This window comes from Flavobacterium sp. PL12, from assembly GCF_039123485.1.
Lineage (GTDB): Bacteria > Bacteroidota > Bacteroidia > Flavobacteriales > Flavobacteriaceae > Flavobacterium > Flavobacterium weaverense.
Genome location: NZ_JBANDI010000009.1, coordinates 1 through 18,797, shown reverse-complemented (window position 1 = coordinate 18,797; position 18,797 = coordinate 1). Strand labels below are relative to the sequence as shown.

The following is an 18,797-nucleotide window of genomic DNA, read 5'->3' as shown; positions in this document are numbered from 1 at the left end:
TGTATAGAGTACAATAGATGAAAAATGGGTGACAAAAAATTAAACTTTTTTTTAAACTAAAAGTAAAATTACAATTACATCTAGTGAACTACGAAGTTGTTTTAAGGCTCTTGAATAATGTGTTTTGACCGTATTCACTGATATTCCCAGCTCTAAAGCGACGTCTTTGTACTTTTGATTTTCTAATACAATTGCTTTAAAAACTTCTTTGCTTTTTAAGGGTAAAGCTTCTATTTCTTGATATAATTTTTGTTTTTCTTGCTCTAAAAACTCTATATCAAGATGCTCATCGTCCATTAATACATTTACTTGATCTTCAATTTCCTCAAAATAATATTTACTTTGTTTTTTTACGGCTTTTAAACTGTTGTTTTTTACGGCTTTAAAAAGGTACGGACTAATGGCTTCATCAAGTTTAAGATAAATCTTTTGGTCCCAAAATTTAATAAATAAATCCTGAACGATATCTTCAGCTAGTTCGAATGAATCACAGTACTTTAAGGAATAGACGCTAAGTGGCATGTAGTACAAGTCAAATAATTCTTTATAAGCAGAAGAATCTCCTGCCCTAAGTTTTTCAAGGATTATTAAATCTTGTGACTTCATAAAGAATGATTGCTACTTGGTAAAAAAGTGGATTAAAATATAATATAGTTTCAATTTTATTCCCACAAAAAAACTTTTTGAGTTAAAAATTAATTGGTTTATAATAATGCCCGAATATACTATATTTTGAAGCAAAATCAAATCAAGAAACCTATCATTTACAACTCAAACAACTCCTTGTCTGTCTTTTTCTACAAATTAAAAAACAAAAACTAGCAACAACAATCTTTTAAACTACTAATAATAAATTATTTAGCATTTATGATTCCATACAAACAACCGTATTTTCTATTTAACAGTATTTACAAAAATAACGCAGATATCTTCACAAAAGCTTATTCTTTTCGAAATGACAAATGAACAATCAAAATCAACGTTGACAAAACAATTCCAAGCGTAGAAACTCCTATCCATTTATAATGTCCCCAAGCCATTGCTCCTGCCACGGTTCCAAAAGCACCACCAATAAAAAAACCAACCATATAAATGGTGTTGACTCGATTTCTAGCTTCTGGGTTTTTCGAAAAAATAATCTTTTGATTCGTAATGTGCAGCGATTGCAATCCTAAATCAACTAACAACACTCCCGCCATTAAGCCTATAAGCGAAGTACCAGAAAAGTATAGAATTACCCACGAAAGAATCAATAATAATGTACCAAAAAGAATAATGGAATGATTACTAACAGTACTACTGATTTTTCCAACGAATGTAGCTCCTAAAGCTCCTACGATTCCTAAAATCCCGAATGCTCCGGTAATCGCGCTACCGTAACCAAAAGAATCTTGCATTAAAAAGACTAACGTGGTCCAGAACGCACTTAATCCTGCAAACGCTAATCCACCTCTTAAAGTAGCTAAGCGTAACGAACCATCAGTTTTAAAATAATGATAAAGCGATTTCATTAAACTAGCGTAACTCCCTTTAAATACTGGAGCAATTGTTGGCAATTTGTATTTTAAAAGGATGTAAAGCAAAACCATTATTACTGCTGCGGCATAAAACATAACGCGCCATCCAAATTGTTCTCCTACAAATCCGCTTATAACGCGACTTCCTAGAATACCAATTAATAACCCGCTCATAACAATTCCTATTGCTCTACCTCTATTTTTATCATCAGAAAGCTGAGCTGCCATAGGCACAAACAATTGCGGAATCGCAGATGTAAACCCAACAAAGAAGCTACTTACGATAAGGATAAATAGTGAGCTTGACATAGCGGCTGCAATCAAAGAAATAACCATTACTAAAAAATCGAGTCGCAAAATCTTCTTATTCGAAATTTTATCTCCAAGCGGAATGATAAATAATAATCCCAATGCGTAACCTAATTGTGTGAACAAAGCAACATTACTCACCTCCGCTTCTGATACTTTAAAACTAACAGCTATTTGGTGTAATAAAGGCTGGTTGTAATAAAGATTGGCGACGACTAAACCAGCAGATATGCTTAATAAATATAATACTTGATTACTTAAATTGACTTGTTTCATTGTATGTTTTAGAAATGGGATTGAAATAGAAATTTTATAAATAAAGTAAATGCAATGGTAAATCTTAAATATTTGAAACAAAAAGCTACCAAGCTTTTATTTTATTTTTTGCCAAAATTAAAAATAAAATTAGCTAAAAACGTTGTCCTAAGTCAACGATTTAAAAAACTATAGTTTCGCTTTCATAATTTTCAAAATGTAAATAGTAATTTTAATGTTCAATTAAAACCACCAATCGCTTACTATTTCAAAGACAAAAAATAGTCTATGAAATATTAAAACAACCCTGACAAAATACTTTTTCAGCAATCAATTAGTTTTGTACTTTTGACCTTCGAAAATAATAAGCACAACAAGATGAACTCGTATTACATACATGATGGCACTGAAAGCACAGGACCATTTGATATCGCACAATTAAAAGCCAAGATAATTACTAAATCGACTCCGGTTTGGTGCACAGGAATGGACGATTGGAAGTATGCAGGCGATGTTGTGGAATTACAAAATCTTTTCGTTGTAACTCCTCCACCCATCAAGATCTTTCCAATGGTTGCAAAACAAGAAGTAGTGGCTGATATTGAGCCGGAAGATGAGGTGTCAGATGTTAAAATACTTGGAATTGATCGCACTCTTTTTTATGTGCTTTCTGGACTTTTAGTACTGATTGTCGTAACTACAATTTTTAGCTTTTTTCAAAATCAACGAAGCGCCGAATTAGAACAAAGAAACAACGCCACAGAAAAAGAAAATCTACAAGTTCAATTAGAGCAAAAAAGAGTTGAAGAAGAAAAAAAGCAAGTCATTGAGCAGGAAAAAATAGAATTTGAACGCGTTTTAAAAGAACGTAAAATATCGCTAAATAGCCGCCTGGTAGAAGTTCAACAAAAACTTTTTGTAGCGGTAAGTGGTTTAGATCAAGCTAAGGACCGACTAGCAAAAGCGCAAGATTTTCAATTTTTAAGATCAGAAAGTGAGAGAGAAAATGACATTATAAAAAGCCAACAAGAAATCGATACTTTACACAGTGAGATAATTGAGTTGAAAAAAGAAATGGATCACATTTACTTAGAATTAGAAAAAATCAAAGTTTAGTTGTTATGAGAATAATGTTTTTTTTCACCATGTAAGACGTTTAAGTTTTTAGTGGCGCTGATTTAAAGTGAAATAAATATTTTAAATTATATGATTTGAATGTTGAAGTATTATAAGTGCATTTAAGCCGCTTATAAGTAAAAACATCAAGTGTCAATTAATCGAGTAATTGTTATTTCAATTGCGAAACAAAAATTAAAATAATAGCTACCAAAGCTAGACCAAGACCAGCATAATTCATTTTGGTTAGTTTCTCTTTAAATATAAGAACTCCAATCAAACTCCCTATAATAATGACACCCATATTCATTCCTGCAAATACTGTGGAAGGATTTTCTGCAAATGCTTGGTGTGCTTTTAAATAGAAAAAAATATTTCCGAAATTGAAAGCACCAACTAATCCACCAAAAGCTACATTTTTGAAATTTAGATATATCTTCTTAGCAATCAATTCGTAAATAACGACAGCAATCATCACTAACAATGCAATGTTAAAAACGACAAATAAAGAGGTTGTGTAAGGTAAAGTAGTGTATAACGCAATTTGTTTAAAAAGGATGTCAATCAAACCAAAACCAAACAGGACAACCGCTGGATAAATCCATTTATTTTTAGTGTTTTCTGCAGGCTTTGCGAGAATAAGTAAAATTGCAGGCAAACCAATTAAAAAAGCTGTAATCTTCAACGTATTGAAGTCCTCTTTAAAAATGAACCAAGCCGCAAGAATAGGAATAAAAAGAGAAAGTCGCTGTGCAGCATCTGTCTTTACAATTCCCATATGCTTAATTGATGCCGCCAAAAACAAGAATACAGAAGGCAATAATAATCCAATGACAACATATAAACTCCAAGGTGAGTCGTTTCCTACTGCATTCAAATTAGGACTAAAAAAGAAATAGCAGAGTATTAAAGCGAATAGATAATTTGCAGCAACAATTTGTGAATTATTGACATTGTATTTTCGAGAAACTTTAAAAATCACACCGACAGTAACACTGCAAATAATACTTAAAATAAGAAAAAGCATAAAATAAATTTAATGCGCAAAATTACTGTTTATTGTTTGATGAGGAGTTTATTTCTTCAATTAAACTATACCAAGTTCTACTTCTAACTTTTAGGATAAAGTATATTAAAAATTCCGCCACAGATTTCACAGATTTTCACAAATTAAAATCATTTTAATTCTTTTAATCTGTGGCAAATAAATAGAATTTACGGAGATAATTAACAAAGTATGAGCGCAAAACAAATTATTTACTTTCAGTACGAGAATTTAGCTACAGATTTTTACAGATTAAAATCAATTTAGTTCTATAAACCTGTGGCTAATAAATAGAATTTACGGAAATAATTGACAATGTAAGAACGCAAAACAAATTATTTACTTTTAATCCTAAAATTTCACCACAAATTTCACAGATTTTCACAAATTAAAATCATTTTAATTCTTTTAATCTGTGGCTAATTAATAGAATTTACGGAGATAATTAACAAAGTATGAGCGCAAAACAAATTATTTACTTTCAGTGCGAGAAGGTAGCCACAGATTTCACAGATTTTCACAGATTAAAATCATTTTAGTTCTATTACTCTCTGGCTAAATAAAAGAATTTGATTAGATAAAAAATTACGAATAAAAATAAATTAACATATTGATTATAAATAATTTAAGAACAAATTTCACTGATTTACACAAAATTAAATCAATTTAATTCTTTTAATCTGTGGCTAATAAATAGAATTTACGGAAATAATTGACAAAGTAAGAGCGCTAAACAAATTATTTACTTTCAGTGCGAGAAGATAGCCACAGATTTTCACAGATTAAAATCAATTTTGTTCAATTGATCTACGGCTAAAAAAAGAAAAGTTAAGTAAGCGCATTTATCAACATTTACATCACTACAATTGGGTAGTCGATTGATAAGACTTACTTTCGCAGTATGGATTCTTTTACTCAAATCGTTCTAGGAATTGCCGTTGCAGAATTTTGCGCTGGTAAGCAGCTTAAAAACAAAACCTTTTTATATGGTGCGATTTTAGGAACATTGCCAGATTTAGATGTTTTGGTTGGACAATTCTTAAATCCTGTAGATGCAGTTCTCATTCATCGAGGTATTAGTCATTCCCTCTTTCTATTTGTTCTAGTCAGTCCGTTTTTTGGTTGGTTAATTTCAAAGATTGAAAAAGAAAAAATTAGTTTTTTCACTGCTACAAACATGGCTTTTTGGGGATTATTCACACACGTTTTGCTGGATATGTTCACTTCTTGGGGTACCCAAATCCTATGGCCGCTCGAACAACGATTTGCTTTAAAAACTATTTTCGTAATAGATCCTTTGTACACGATTCCACTATTAATTTCATTGATATATTTGTGGAAAACGAAACGTACAATTCTTCGTTATAAATACATCAAAAGAGGATTACTAATTAGTAGTTCCTATCTGCTATTATCTTGCTTTATAAAGTTATACGCTTTGTCTCAATTCGAAAAAGCATTAAAAAATCAAGAAATTCAATATTCAGAAATAATTGTAAAACCAACTGCTTTCAACTTGATTTTATGGAATGCGAACGTAGCAACTGATGATAATTATTTACTGAGTGATTATTCCCTTTTTGATACTCAGGCTACTTCATTTACTGCTTACAGCAAAAATAAAACTTTAGAAAAGCAGTTAAAAGGGAATTCTGATTTTGAAAAACTCAAACAAGCCAGCGAAGGTTGGTATATTATTTCCCAAAAAGACCAAAGCTTATACTTTAATGATCTGCGCTTCGGTTTATTGAATGACAATCCAACGAACCCACAATTTGCTTTTAGTTACCAGTTTGTTCAAAACAACTCTGAATTAAAAGCTATCGAAGTTCCTAAAAGCAAACGAGATGGAAAGAGATTACTACAAAAGATATTCACTCGCTTAAAAGGGAATTAATTTTAGGAGAGTATATCTTTTTACTATTGATTTATTAAGCAACTAAGAAATTAATCACTCTTCAACCATCCCGTAATACTCATTCTAGTATTTTGTGTAACTAGAACTTCGTGAACTAATTCATCACTTTTAAAGAAAACAGTTTTACCTTGTGTTGGCGCTATTTTTTGATTGTTATCTATTTGATGAATAAGGAGTTCGCCACCATCACTTTCTTTCCAATCAGCATTCAAATAGCTAATCATAGAGTATTTTCGGCTGGGATTGCTTTTAAACTGATCGAGATGTTTTAAATAGAAATCACCCGATTCGTATAAGGAATAATGAAATTCATAGCTTGTAATTCCGGCGTAGCAACTTCGGTTGAGATATAAAATAAATTCTTCTATTTGGGCAAAGAATTCATTTTCAAAGGCGTTATTGTGTTTTTTATCCAACCAATAAATAGAATCACTCCGAATCGCTCCATCGTAAGAGACCTTTTCGGCATTTCCTATTCCTGCTTCTACCAATAAACTTTTAGTGTTGAGAGCAATTAAATTTAGCTTTAAGTTATTCGCCAAAGTATTACTCAAGAAATGCTCAGATATACCTACTTTATTTTCAATATAAGTGGCTATCAAAGTCTCGAAATTATTTTCCATGTCAATTTTCATTGACTGCTTAGACCGCCAACGAGCAAAAGTAGAATAAAAAAAAATAGCATTACTTAATTGTGAAATAAATATAACGCCAGAGAAGAAAAAAATTTTCACACGAATTTCACGAATTATCACTAATTAAAATAATTATCAAATAAATTTAAAATAAATTCTACTAATGATAAAACCACTATTAATTATCAATTATAAAATTTGCGCAATTTATGGTTGTTTTAATTTTTTCACACGAATTTCACGAATTATCACTAATTAAAACTACTGTTGCAATAATCAAAGCGAATTCTCGTAAGAAAGAAAATTCGTGTAATTATTCAAATTATAACATTCGTGCAAATTCGTGTAATTCGTGTCTGTTTTAAATCATAACGATATTTTTACCAAGAATTCCACAGATTATCACTAATTACAACTGTTAAGTCAAAAATTAATATTAATCATCACACGAGTGGGAATTAGTGAAATTTTTCAAATTAAAATATTCGTGCACATTCGTGTAATTCGTGTCTACCTTTTTTTTGAAAAAACTATCTATTATTGCCGTCTTACAACCTCTTGCAATTCGTATCTAACTTCTACTAAAAATCACATAAAAAAAGGGTTTAGAAATAAATCTAAACCCTTTTTACTTTATAATTTACTGATAAAACTACCGTAAATATCCTTGAACTGATAGCCTTCTGAGAAGCGGTCTTTACTCAGTTTTTTATATTCAACTAAAGCCCATAAAATAAACTCCTTCATAAAGAATTTATCTTCATTGGCGAGTTGCGGTTGGTATTTCTTGATTAAGATTTCAAGTGGAACAATACTTCCCAAAATTCTTTGGTATTCAGCATCCGTACAATCATCTAGTAATTCAAAACCACTTTCGGCAAAGAACCACTCAATAATATCTGTGTACGCTGTTTTTTGATCCTCTTTTTCCAGTTTCTCAATTTTTGGAAAATAAGCAGGGAAAAAAGTATGAATCGCATCACCTAATAAGTGTTGCGCAACTACCGCAGCTCCTTCTTGCTCTCCTTCATAAACTAATTCTACTTTACCCGTAATCGATGGAATTATTCCCATAAAATCTGACAAACGAACAGTAGTTTTATCATCACCAGATTTTAAAGCTCTTCTTTCGGCAGTACTTAATAAATTCTCAAAAGCTGTAATACTCAAACGAGCACTAATTCCGCTTTTGTTATCAATATATTCACTTTCTCTAGCTTCAAAACTAACTTGCTCCAGTAAATCTCTCGCTAACGAAGGAACGTAAACCATGTCGTTCTGTAACGCATCTAACTTTGCTTCCTGCTCTGTAATCGTTCTTGCAATTTTAATCGTGTCAGGATAATGCGTCAAGATTTGAGAACCTATTCTGTCTTTCAGTGGTGTTACAATACTTCCTCTATTCGTATAATCTTCAGGGTTAGCTGTAAATACAAACTGCATATCCAGAGGCATTCTTAATTTGAAACCTCTAATTTGGATATCACCTTCCTGCAAAATGTTAAATAATGCAACTTGGATTCTAGCTTGTAAATCGGGTAATTCGTTGATTACAAAAATACAGCGATTTGCTCTTGGAATCATACCAAAGTGAATCACACGATCATCCGCATAAGAAAGTTTCAAATTAGCCGCTTTAATAGGATCGACATCGCCTATTAAATCCGCAACAGTAACATCTGGCGTCGCTAGTTTTTCAAAAAAACGATCACTTCGATGCAACCACGAAATTGGCGTTTCATCTCCTTTGCTTTCAATTAAATCTTTCGCAAAACGCGAAATCGGTTTCAACGGGTCATCATTGATCTCAGAACCTTCAACATAAGGAATATACTCATCTAGCAACTCAATCATCTTCCTTGCTAATCTCGTTTTGGCTTGACCACGAAGACCTAATAAATTGATGTTATGACGTGACAAAATCGCTCGCTCCAACTCTGGAATAACAGTATTCTCAAAACCGTGAACTCCTTCAAAAGTAGTTTGTCCCGCTTTAATCTTCTCTCTCAAATTCGAACGCAATTCATCTTTGATGCTTTTGCTTTCGTAACCTGATTTTTTTAATTCCCCGAGTGTTTTTATATTTTCTATTTTCATGTTTGTTTTTTTTAACCACAAGGTTCACAAAGTTTTTCCGCTAAGTTCACCAAGATTAATTTTTATATTTTTTAACTGCTATTCTCTAAATATATTTTTAACTAATTACTACTTTCTTTCATCTTTCCTCTTTGCTCTCGTAGTCTTTCTTCTTTACTCTTTCTTCCACTGACCACTGACCAATTCCTTCTTTCCTCTTCCTTCTTTCCTCTCTACTCAACTGACCACTGCCTTCTGACCACTAATTTCTGAACACTGAACACTGACCACTACTTTATCCTCTTCTTCCTATTAGTCTCATAATCCTCAAATATCATTTCTCCCAGTCCTTTTAGACCCGTATAAAACGCTTTTCCTTGATTCGCTTCCGTAAAATGATTTACAAATTTTTGCAAATAGGGATCATTCGCAATCATAAACGTAGTAATAGGAATGTGTAATTTTCTGGCTTGTTGCGCTTGATTGTAGCATTTATCTACAATGTATTCATCCAAACCGTTACTGTTCATATAATAGGAACCATCTTTCTCCCTGACGCAACTTGGTTTCCCATCAGTGATCATGAAAATCTGCTTGTTAGTATTTCGTTTTCGGCGCAAAATATCCATAGCCAATTGCAATCCAGCTACTGTATTTGTATGATATGGACCCACTTTCAAATACGGTAAATCGCTAATTTGAATCGTCCAAGCATCATTTCCAAAAACTAAAATATCTAAAGTATCTTTTGGATAACGTGTCGTAATTAGTTCAGTAAGAGCCATTGCCACTTTTTTAGCAGGTGTGATTCGATCCTCGCCGTACAAAATCATACTGTGGCTAATATCAATCATCAACACCGTACTCATTTGGGATTTAAACTGCGTTTCTTCGACAACCAAATCATTTTCGGTTAGCATAAAGTCCTCAACACCATTATTGATTTGGGCATTACGCAAACTTTCCGTCAACGAAATTCGTTCCAGTCCATCTCCAAAATGAAATTCCCGAAACTCACCCGTATGCTCGTCTCCGCTTCCTGCATGTTTTGTTTTATGATTCCCACTTCCAGAGCGTTTCAAGTTCCCAAAAATAGTATCCAGAGCCTGTTGTCTTATCGCACGTTCCGTTTTGGCAGTAATCCCAGTTCCCGAAGTTCCGTCTTCTTTAAGTTCATCACGGATATATCCTTTTTTCCTTAAATCCTCGATAAAATCATCAATGGTATACTGTTCATCGGTGAGTTTATATTCCTTGTCTAATTCCCGCAACCAGTCGATCGCTTCATCAAAATCTCCCGAAGTATGCGTAATCAACTCCTTGAAAATCCCAAAGAGTTTATCAAACGGGGACTGAAATGGCGCTTCATATTGCTTGAAAAAGAAACCTTTTTTATTTACATTTTCCATAGACTTTAAAATTACATCATTTTGCAGCGTCCTTCAAACGAACGTTTACTAATTTTTAGTTAAATGCAGTTTTATGAAGCTTTTTTGATAATAATTTGGGCGTGTCCGCACTTTCACTAGCGTTGCAGTGCGGTCGTGCTATCCGTTTCAATCTCCCTAAAAAACGGGAGGATTTACACTACTATCACTCACGCGGGAATTGTGCTAAAAAGATGTTTATCTTTGACTTGATGAAATGAATTTGTAGGAAAATTTTATATATTTGGGTTTTGGTTGATAAACGCATTTAAAAAACTCTTATCTCAATTACATCCATTAATGAAACTCACGAATCACAGAAATAAAAATAAATAGTAAATGACATTAAAAGAAGCTGTATTAAAAAGTTTAGAAGACATTAACGACATCACCAATTATTTGGCCGTGCTTAATCACATTAATGAAAAAAACTATTATGCCTTTGGAGCTGCTAAAACTCCTGGTTCTACAATTTCGGCAGTTTTAGGAGATTTCATTCGAAACGGAGACACAAGAGTTAAACGAATCAAACAAAATGGAGCAACATATTCCTATTACTTAACCAAAAACGAATATAATATAGGTATTGAAGTTTTGAGCGGTGATACGGTAATTCCTTCAATAAAATCATCAAAAAGTAATAGAAAAAAAACGTACGAAGAAAGAGACTTACATAAATTACTGAGTAGTTACCTAAAAAATACTGACACTTATTCAAAGACGATATTTCACGAACAATCAAATGGTAAAGACAATAATCAAATATGGACACATCCAGATATGATTGGTATTAAATTTCTGAATTTGCAGACAAAAGCAAGTCAAAATTTTCTAAAATCAATAAATCGAGTGGATACATTCAAGTTAACTTCTTATGAACTTAAAAGAGAAATTAATAGCGATAGCGAACTTAAAAAAGCTTTTTTTCAAGCTGTTTCAAATTCGAGCTGGGCAAATTATGGATATTTAGTTGCATTTGAATTTAGCGACAGTTTAAATGAAGAAATGGCGAGGCTTAATCAATCTTTTGGAATTGGTATTATTGAATTAAATGCAAATCCTTATCAAAGTAAAGTTTTATATCCTTCAGTTTTTCGTGACTTGGATTTTAAGACAATAGACAAACTTTGCAAAATGAATAAAGAGTTTGAAAAATTTATTGAACAAACTGAAAAACTTATGACAGCAAACGAAAAATATGTTTCTGGAGCAGAAAAAGAACTTGATGAATTTTGTGATAAATATTTTGCTAATGATACAGAAGTTGAAAATTATTGTACAGAAAGATACATACCCACAAACCCAGAATAATAGGAGAATATTAGCTCTGAAACTAGATGTTCATGACCATAACCGATAATGATATAAATCATGAGCAAAAACTTCTATATTACTGCAAAAATATGTTTATTTTACAATAAAATGCATATAAAAAAATTTCAGTATTTTATGAAATAATCTATTGTAAGGTGATACGCATATAAAAAAATTTCTACATTCAAACTGGTTTTTATTACTTTACATTACAACACGATCAAAACTCTCACCTGGAATAATAATTCTCAAAACGCTTAAGAAACCAAATTAATTTTATACTTTTGATAGTATCAAATGATAGTATCAAAACATGAAGCCTCCTTACGAAATAACATCGCAAATACTTAAATTAGTTTCTTCAATTTCTGAAAAAATTGGAGAGGTTAATGCAAAATATCTAGTAAAAAGCAATCCTACATTGCGAAAACAAAATCGGATAAAAACAATTCACTCCTCATTAAGTATTGAAGGAAATACACTTTCGGAGCAACAAATTACAGCTATATTAGAAAATAAAAGGGTTGTTGGACCACAAAAAGATATAATCGAGGTGTTGAATGCATTAGAAGTTTATAAAAATCTAGATGATCTAAAATATAACACAGAAAAAGATTTTTTAAAAGCTCATAAAATGCTAATGAGTGATCTTATTGAAAACGCAGGAAAATATAGAACAAAGGGCGTTGGAATTGTAAAAGGTTCTATAGTAGAGCATATTGCTTCACCTTATCAAAATGTTCCGTTTTTAATGAAGGATCTATTTCAGTACTTAAAGGTTAAATCTGAGATTGCATTAATAAAAAGCTGTGTCTTTCACTACGAAATGGAATTCATTCATCCGTTTATGGATGGTAACGGCAGAATGGGACGATTATGGCAAACTTTGATTTTGATGGAGGAATTTCCAGTTTTTGGTTTTTTACCGTTTGAAACATTAATTTCAAAAAATCAAACTGCATACTATTGTGCATTGTCTGCTTCGGATAAAGAAGGTAAATCAACTAAATTCATAGAGTATATGTTAACCATTATTGATCAATCGTTACTTGAACTTTTAGATAATTCAGCAAAAAAGCTTTCAAATGAAGATCGAATTCAAATATTTTTGGAAACTGATATTGATGGATTTACAAGGAAAGATTATTTAAATTATTTTAAAGATTTATCCTCGGCAACAGCCAGCAGAGATTTAAAAAAAGCAGTAGACGAAGGAATTCTCACAAAGCAGGGAGATAAAAAAACGACAATCTATAAGAAAATTTAATAGTTACTATTTTATTTTGTTTGAAAATTATGAGTGATTTTTTGACTAACAAAGGAGTGTAATCTATTAAAAAATGATTACTCGAAAAATGTTCAATTTTTAGAACAATAAGTTTCTAAAGCAGTTTAATTATGACTTCGCAAACTTTCTAAAATTATATAGTTAAATAGTATCATTATATTGACGACGCTGATATTCTAAAAAATAGAAATAATGAGTTTTAAATATCACTTGAATTATTATTAATGTAACTTTAAAAAATGCTATAAAGCTAGAACTATGAAAAACTATTTTATACTTTTATTCACGCTACTTTTATCTGCCAATTTAATTGCGCAAGTTACAGTTGGAGAAGATAAAGAAAGTAACGATTCTGAAGTAAGAGGTGAATTTTATGATGGGTTAGCAAAGATCAAAAAAAATGGCAAATGGGGTTTTGTCAATGAAAAAGAGGAAATTATTATTGAGTTTATTTATGACTTTGCTCAAGACTTTTCGGAAGGTTTAGCTGCTGTAAAACAAAATGGAAAATTTGGATATATTAATAAAACAGGCCAAATCGCAATTCCATTTAATTTAAATTATTCAGCTGTAGGGAATTTCCACGAAGGACTCGCGTTATTCCTTGATCGTAATGACAAAATCGGTTTTATAAATAAATCTGGATCGATTGCAATACCTTCAAATTATCAATCTGCAGCGAATGGATTTGAAAATGGATTCTGCCTGGTTTCAAATAATGATTTGTGGGGAGCGATCGATAGCAAAGGAACACTTGTTGTGCCGCTACAATATATTTGGATGGAAAATTTTTCAGATGGACTAGCAGTTGTGATTAATGAAAGTAGTAAATATGGTTTTGTAGACACAAACGGCAAAATAGCAATTGCTTTAAAATATATAAAAGCCGAAAAGTTCGTAGATGGAAAAGCTAAAGTCACTTTTGGAAGCAAAACGTTTTTCATCAATAAAAAAGGCAAAAAGCTTTAGAGTACATTTCCATTTTAAAATGACATCTAAAACTTTTATTAGAACGTAATACTCAGACATTATATTTTGCAGCGAGATCATCGATATCTGTTTTCCTAGCTAAATGTTCTAGCCACTCAGTTGGAATATTTTCGACACCATAAATCAAAGCAGCTAATCCTCCAACTACTGCAGCGGTTGTATCAGTATCATTTCCGAGATTTACAGCTTTTAAAACAGCGTCAGCATATGAGTCAGTCGTAAGAATTGTCCAAATAGAAGCTTCTAACGTATCGATAACGTAACCAGAACTTTTAATTTCGAAATCACTTACTATAGAAATATCCTTTTTTAATAATCGACTAAAATGTTGTATTTCTGCGGCATCTATTTGCTGACTTTCTAAGTAATTTATAATTTCACTTTGAAGTTCGTTGTACGCTTGCCATTTATCCATTCCTTCAATAAGTTTCTTGGCAAATTCGAGGTAATAAAAACAAGAAATAATCGAGCGAATGTGTGCATGCGTTAACGAAGACACTTTTTTAGTCCATAAAAAGCGTTCATCAACTGTTAGTTCTTTCGTGTAAACGATTAAAGGCAAAATTCTCATTAAAGATCCATTTCCATTATCCAGTGCATTAGGACCTCCGGCAAGTTCTGGTTCCACTCCTTCTTCTAACTTCTCGATTGCGACTCTTGTTCCAATTCCAATGTCAAAAACCCAACCACGAGCGGTCCAATAATTATTGTTTCTCCAGTCGATAAATTTTTGAGCCAATAGATTCATGTCTAAACCTTCGACAATACTTTCTGCTAAACATAAAGTTAAAGAAGTGTCATCAGACCAAGTGCCTTTTGGTTGATCGTGTGTTCCATATTCCTGCATATCCACTACTGGATTGTCCTTAAAATAACTCCTTGGGTTAAATTCTACAGGAACTCCCACAGCATCACCAACAGCTACTCCTAGAAGAATTTTTTGAAGTATATTTTCCATTTTTTTTTAATATTTATTAAAGCATTCAATCAATTTTTTAGATTTTGTTTTAATTAGAATGCTACGTTTTACATTATTTAATTTCGGATAAAATAAAAGGTTAAAATAAAGTTTGATCCGCTGTCGTTTTTAAATATATTAGCTTTTTTCGAAACAAAAAAAACATTCGATAGCTATTTTTAAAAAATAAATTCTGTTAAAAGTTTATGCAGTTCATCGAAAAATTGATTGAATTACAGTTTTGCTGATTGATTTTAGTATTACCTGATTTGCGTGTTTTTTATAATTCCAAATCGCTTATGTTTTAGAACTATTAACCCAAAATTTATCTATATTTATCCTACAGTGATTTAAATTTCAAAAAAGATTTAAAGCTTCAATTATTAATTTCGATCCAGCCAAAAATGAAATTCTCAATATTACTTTTATTCATACTCACTTCCTGCAGTCCAAAATACGTTCAAGAAGTTCCATCTGACACGAAAACCAAATTTGGTTTTGAAATTTCACAACCAAATCAAGCCGTTTATTTTGTAGAAAATGAAAAGATTGAAATGAAACGTGATAGAACATTCGAACATGAAAAAATTGCAAACGAATTGTATAATTCTTTCGGACCTGCGAGAGATGATTTTTACATTGGAAAAACTAATGCTAGAGATTTTAAATTTAATGTAAACAATAAAACTTATTATATCGCCGTCGAAAGCCTATCACAGCGAACAGCTATGATTTTATTTGATGGTGCTCATAAACCTATAATTGAGTTCAATCCTAAAAAGTATCGCAAACTGATTCTTAAAATGAAAAAATAACTTACTTTTAAAAAAGTCAAAACCTTATTTATAGGATGAATTATTACTTAAAACTCTTTCTACTTTCGGTCGCTATTTCAATGATTAATGTTTTACTATATTTGTTTTTGTTACAATTTCAAATTGTTAACAACAGCAGTTATATTCCGCAAGAACTGGGTGTAATTTTCTTAATTTTAATTGCCATACCCGTACAGTTTATATTATTACTACTAATTGCGGCTATTTTCAAAAGAAGTGATCTTTCTATATTTTTCACGAGCTGCGTACTTATAGTGACTTGCTTTATTTTACTTCTATTAAGTTCTACTGAGGAAAGAGCTACTTTTAACAATGAGCAAGAGTATCTAAGAACAGAGAGTTACGATTACCAGCAAGGCATTTCGACGCCCGAAGGTTATCCTATTCGATTGCTAGAAGGAAGTGGATTTGCAATTGGAATTAGAGGCCATCGTACTCCTTACACTTTGCTAGAAGACAATAAAGTATATTCTACACAATGGGGTAATGGCGACACCACTTTTAAATCATCAATGGCGGGTGGAGTTCCTGTGCCAAATGGTTTACAACTATACTGGTATTCCTATCTAGAGAATAAGTATTACGAATTATACACCAAACTCGATCAGAAGAAAATTGCTGCCTATTTTAAAGATGGATTTATACGTGACAATAAAGTAACCTTGACTAATGAAGGTTCGAATAAAGGATTGTACAACGGTTTAGTTGCCGGTATTGCGCCAGGTGGAGAAGTTGTCATTTGGATTTCTGGTGTTAATGAGTCTAAAGAAATAGGAGTTTATAAAGCTACTGAAATCAGTGCTGACAAAATTACTGACGACGATAAAGTAACTGAAGAAGCACAAAAGCTAGTTTTAAACGATACATGCAGTTGCGAAGACAGACCTCAGTTTAGAAGAATTGTCCATAATGGTGAAAAAATACCTTTTGGAATTTGGACTACTAAATACCGTAAAAAATACAATTGGAAAGTAAAACCTAACAACTTTGGACATGTAAAATCAGCGTTCAATTTTTACTTTTATAATGGCGAAGCTTTTGTAATACAAAATGAGGATGTAATTAAGCTAGACTACAAAAAGCAGGTTTTAACCAAATTAATTAAGTTCACTTTTTTCAAAAACCAAAAGAAATATAAACTCTTTATCCAGTTTGATGAAGAAGAGCTCTTTAATCATTTTGAGGAATTAACAAAAAATAATCCAGACGAGCCACTCGATCTTACTATAACGATAAGACCAGATTTAAAAAAAACAACAGTACAATTGCAATCCAAAGATAAAATACTGGATTTCAAAAAAATCGAAGACATTAAAATATCTCTTCGTTAAGTGAAATTTGGAAATTTACAATACAGCATTTTCGAAATCTTACAGTTTAAGATGTTTAAGAGAAGATTGTAAATTTATTTTTTTATTTTTCTATTTTTGAAACCAATTACACAAACTATTATAGAGATAATTGCGATCTCCTACCCTATGGAACAACCAACAGCAGAAAAGATTAAAGAAATATTTGATCGTTATTATTCAGCAGATTTGAGTCTTTGGAATGAATTCTCAAAATATGTAAAGCCACGATTATTTAGTAAAAACGAAATTATAAAAGAGTACAATAAAACGGAGAAACACGTTAATATTCTAATTTCGGGTTCCGTAGCACATTTTGTATTGGCTGATGGCAAAGACGTTTGCATTAATTTGTATTATGAAAATCATATTTTCAGTGAGTACTTATCATTTTTATTACAAACACCTACTATTATTAAAACCGAAAGTTTAGAAGATTCAGTGATCTGGTCCATTAGTCACCAAGATTTAAACGAATTATACGCAAAATCTAGTAAAGGACTTTTAATAGGGAAAGCCATATCAGATGCGATGTTCATCAGGAAACAATTTGAGCAGATTAACTTATTAACGCTCTCACCTTCAGATCGCTATTTAAAATTAATTAAGGAACGACCAGAAATCTTCCAGCGCACCTCTCTAAAAATAATTGCGTCGTATCTTGGTATTACTGCTGAAAGTTTGAGTAGAATTCGAAAAAAAATATCCTAATATTTTATTTCTTACCCAAAGTCAATTTTTTAGCGAAATGGAATTTTTAATTTTGGAATGTAATTAAAACTAGAACTTATGAAAACCAAAATTAACTATTTCGCCATTATTACTTTTTATATCATTGCAATTGGTTTGCGCTATTTAACTAATAAAACGGCTTTATTAGAAAACGTAAACAGTGATTTTATAAAAGTTATTCTTCAAGCTGTTGGACCGGCTATTGGTGCTGTAGTTGCTTTTTCAATATTCAAAATAAAACCAAAACTTTCGTTGAAAGGAAATTACAAAAATGGTATAATTCCTTTTTTATTATATTGGATTTTTCCAATTACTTTAATTTTAGGAGTTGAATATTTCACAAAAGGAACCTTTTCTTTTACGGCTATATCTGCAATATTAATCTACGGACTTCTAGAAGAAATAGGTTGGCGTGGCTTTTTGCAACAGGAATTAAAGTCATTACCAAAAATTGTAAATGTTCTAATAGTAGCAGTGCTTTGGTTTATTTGGCACTTGAATTTCGAACTAACTAGTGGTAATATTATATTCTTTGGAATTTTGGTATTAGCATCTTGGGGAATTGGTAAAGTAGCAGACAGCACACAATCATTATTAGCAGTGTCCGCTTTTCATTCTCTAAACAACTTTTTTCCAGAGATGAATTCGACAAAAATTATCATTCTAATAGTTTTAATTGCTACATGGGTAATAGCTTTAATTATTAGAAAAAGAAGGATGAAAGCAATTAATAATTAAAATTCCTTTTTAAAAAATAGTAGATTTCTCGAAGAATGATAAATATTATCTATCTAATAATTTCTCAGAAAGTTGAAGTCTAAATATGAAATCTAAATTTCTACAAGTTGAATACCTTATTTAGAAAAATTCACCATCAACATAGAACCAATTTCCATTTTCAAATATAAAAGTGGAAAGTTCGTGATGAATGTGGTTCATGTTTTGACCCCTATAAAACAAGAGTATTATTCTAAATTTCGATTTTTAATTACGCTGTTAATTTTTTCATCATTATTAAGTGTTTATCAGAGT

Annotated in this window: 17 protein-coding genes; 9 read left to right on the top strand and 8 right to left on the bottom strand. The window is 31.5% G+C overall.

The window, feature by feature from the left end; translation table 11 throughout:
- Positions 1–51 precede the first annotated feature (51 nt).
- Together RCH19_RS05900 and RCH19_RS05895 are read right to left on the bottom strand one after the other, a co-directional pair.
- Positions 52–606 (bottom strand): sigma-70 family RNA polymerase sigma factor, encoded by a 555-nt coding sequence (locus RCH19_RS05900; RefSeq protein WP_343022438.1) that lies wholly within the window; start codon positions 604–606, stop codon positions 52–54.
- 335 nt (positions 607–941) lie between these two features.
- Entirely contained in the window at positions 942–2,102 is a 1,161-nt protein-coding gene (locus RCH19_RS05895) for an MFS transporter (RefSeq protein WP_343022437.1), read from the bottom strand.
- Between the two features lie 357 nt (positions 2,103–2,459).
- On the opposite strand from RCH19_RS05895, the gene RCH19_RS05890 reads away from it, so the two are divergent.
- On the top strand, positions 2,460–3,197 hold the full coding sequence (locus RCH19_RS05890; RefSeq protein WP_343022436.1) for a GYF domain-containing protein: 738 nt from the start codon (positions 2,460–2,462) through the stop codon (positions 3,195–3,197).
- A 172-nt stretch (positions 3,198–3,369) separates the two neighbouring features.
- On the opposite strand, the gene RCH19_RS05885 is transcribed toward RCH19_RS05890, so the two are convergent.
- Complete coding sequence (locus RCH19_RS05885) at positions 3,370–4,224, bottom strand: EamA/RhaT family transporter (protein WP_343022435.1); 855 nt, start codon at positions 4,222–4,224, stop codon at positions 3,370–3,372.
- Between the two features lie 919 nt (positions 4,225–5,143).
- Here RCH19_RS05885 and RCH19_RS05880 point away from each other — a divergent pair.
- Positions 5,144–6,139, top strand: coding sequence for a metal-dependent hydrolase (locus tag RCH19_RS05880; protein ID WP_343022434.1), 996 nt, complete (start codon positions 5,144–5,146; stop codon positions 6,137–6,139).
- Positions 6,140–6,189: 50 nt separating this feature from the next.
- Here the strand turns inward: RCH19_RS05880 and RCH19_RS05875 are convergent, their stop codons facing one another.
- From RCH19_RS05875 to RCH19_RS05865, 3 genes are all read right to left on the bottom strand, one after another.
- Positions 6,190–6,783, bottom strand: coding sequence for a 2OG-Fe(II) oxygenase family protein (locus tag RCH19_RS05875; protein ID WP_121925684.1), 594 nt, complete (start codon positions 6,781–6,783; stop codon positions 6,190–6,192).
- Positions 6,784–7,428: 645 nt separating this feature from the next.
- Positions 7,429–8,892 (bottom strand): AAA family ATPase, encoded by a 1,464-nt coding sequence (locus RCH19_RS05870; RefSeq protein WP_343022433.1) that lies wholly within the window; start codon positions 8,890–8,892, stop codon positions 7,429–7,431.
- A 269-nt stretch (positions 8,893–9,161) separates the two neighbouring features.
- Positions 9,162–10,280, bottom strand: coding sequence for a VWA domain-containing protein (locus RCH19_RS05865; protein ID WP_343022432.1), 1,119 nt, complete (start codon positions 10,278–10,280; stop codon positions 9,162–9,164).
- Between the two features lie 357 nt (positions 10,281–10,637).
- On the opposite strand from RCH19_RS05865, the gene RCH19_RS05860 reads away from it, so the two are divergent.
- From RCH19_RS05860 to RCH19_RS05850, 3 genes are all read left to right on the top strand, one after another.
- Positions 10,638–11,609, top strand: coding sequence for a hypothetical protein (locus tag RCH19_RS05860; protein WP_343022431.1), 972 nt, complete (start codon positions 10,638–10,640; stop codon positions 11,607–11,609).
- Positions 11,610–11,925: 316 nt separating this feature from the next.
- Positions 11,926–12,879 carry a Fic family protein gene (locus tag RCH19_RS05855; protein ID WP_343022430.1) on the top strand — a complete coding sequence of 318 codons (954 nt, stop codon included), beginning with the start codon at positions 11,926–11,928 and terminating at the stop codon, positions 12,877–12,879.
- A gap of 279 nt (positions 12,880–13,158) precedes the next feature.
- On the top strand, positions 13,159–13,869 hold the full coding sequence (locus RCH19_RS05850) for a WG repeat-containing protein (protein ID WP_343022429.1): 711 nt from the start codon (positions 13,159–13,161) through the stop codon (positions 13,867–13,869).
- 52 nt (positions 13,870–13,921) lie between these two features.
- Here the strand turns inward: RCH19_RS05850 and RCH19_RS05845 are convergent, their stop codons facing one another.
- On the bottom strand, positions 13,922–14,848 hold the full coding sequence (locus RCH19_RS05845; protein ID WP_343022428.1) for an ADP-ribosylglycohydrolase family protein: 927 nt from the start codon (positions 14,846–14,848) through the stop codon (positions 13,922–13,924).
- 404 nt (positions 14,849–15,252) lie between these two features.
- Here RCH19_RS05845 and RCH19_RS05840 point away from each other — a divergent pair, with 404 nt between their 5' ends.
- The 4 genes from RCH19_RS05840 to RCH19_RS05825 all read left to right on the top strand — a co-directional run bounded on the left by RCH19_RS05840 (position 15,253) and on the right by RCH19_RS05825 (position 18,503).
- Positions 15,253–15,663, top strand: coding sequence for a hypothetical protein (locus tag RCH19_RS05840; RefSeq protein ID WP_343022427.1), 411 nt, complete (start codon positions 15,253–15,255; stop codon positions 15,661–15,663).
- A gap of 35 nt (positions 15,664–15,698) precedes the next feature.
- A complete protein-coding gene (locus RCH19_RS05835) occupies positions 15,699–17,015 on the top strand; it encodes a DUF2931 family protein (protein WP_343022426.1) in 1,317 nt (438 codons plus the stop codon).
- A 96-nt stretch (positions 17,016–17,111) separates the two neighbouring features.
- Positions 17,112–17,744, top strand: coding sequence for a cyclic nucleotide-binding domain-containing protein (locus RCH19_RS05830; protein ID WP_343022425.1), 633 nt, complete (start codon positions 17,112–17,114; stop codon positions 17,742–17,744).
- Between the two features lie 78 nt (positions 17,745–17,822).
- Complete coding sequence (locus tag RCH19_RS05825; RefSeq protein ID WP_343022424.1) at positions 17,823–18,503, top strand: CPBP family intramembrane glutamic endopeptidase; 681 nt, start codon at positions 17,823–17,825, stop codon at positions 18,501–18,503.
- A gap of 120 nt (positions 18,504–18,623) precedes the next feature.
- Here the strand turns inward: RCH19_RS05825 and RCH19_RS05820 are convergent, their stop codons facing one another.
- The gene (locus RCH19_RS05820; RefSeq protein WP_343022423.1) at positions 18,624–18,725 is read right to left on the bottom strand and encodes a YchJ family metal-binding protein; all 102 of its coding nucleotides are present in this window, start codon (positions 18,723–18,725) and stop codon (positions 18,624–18,626) included.
- Positions 18,726–18,797 lie beyond the last annotated feature (72 nt).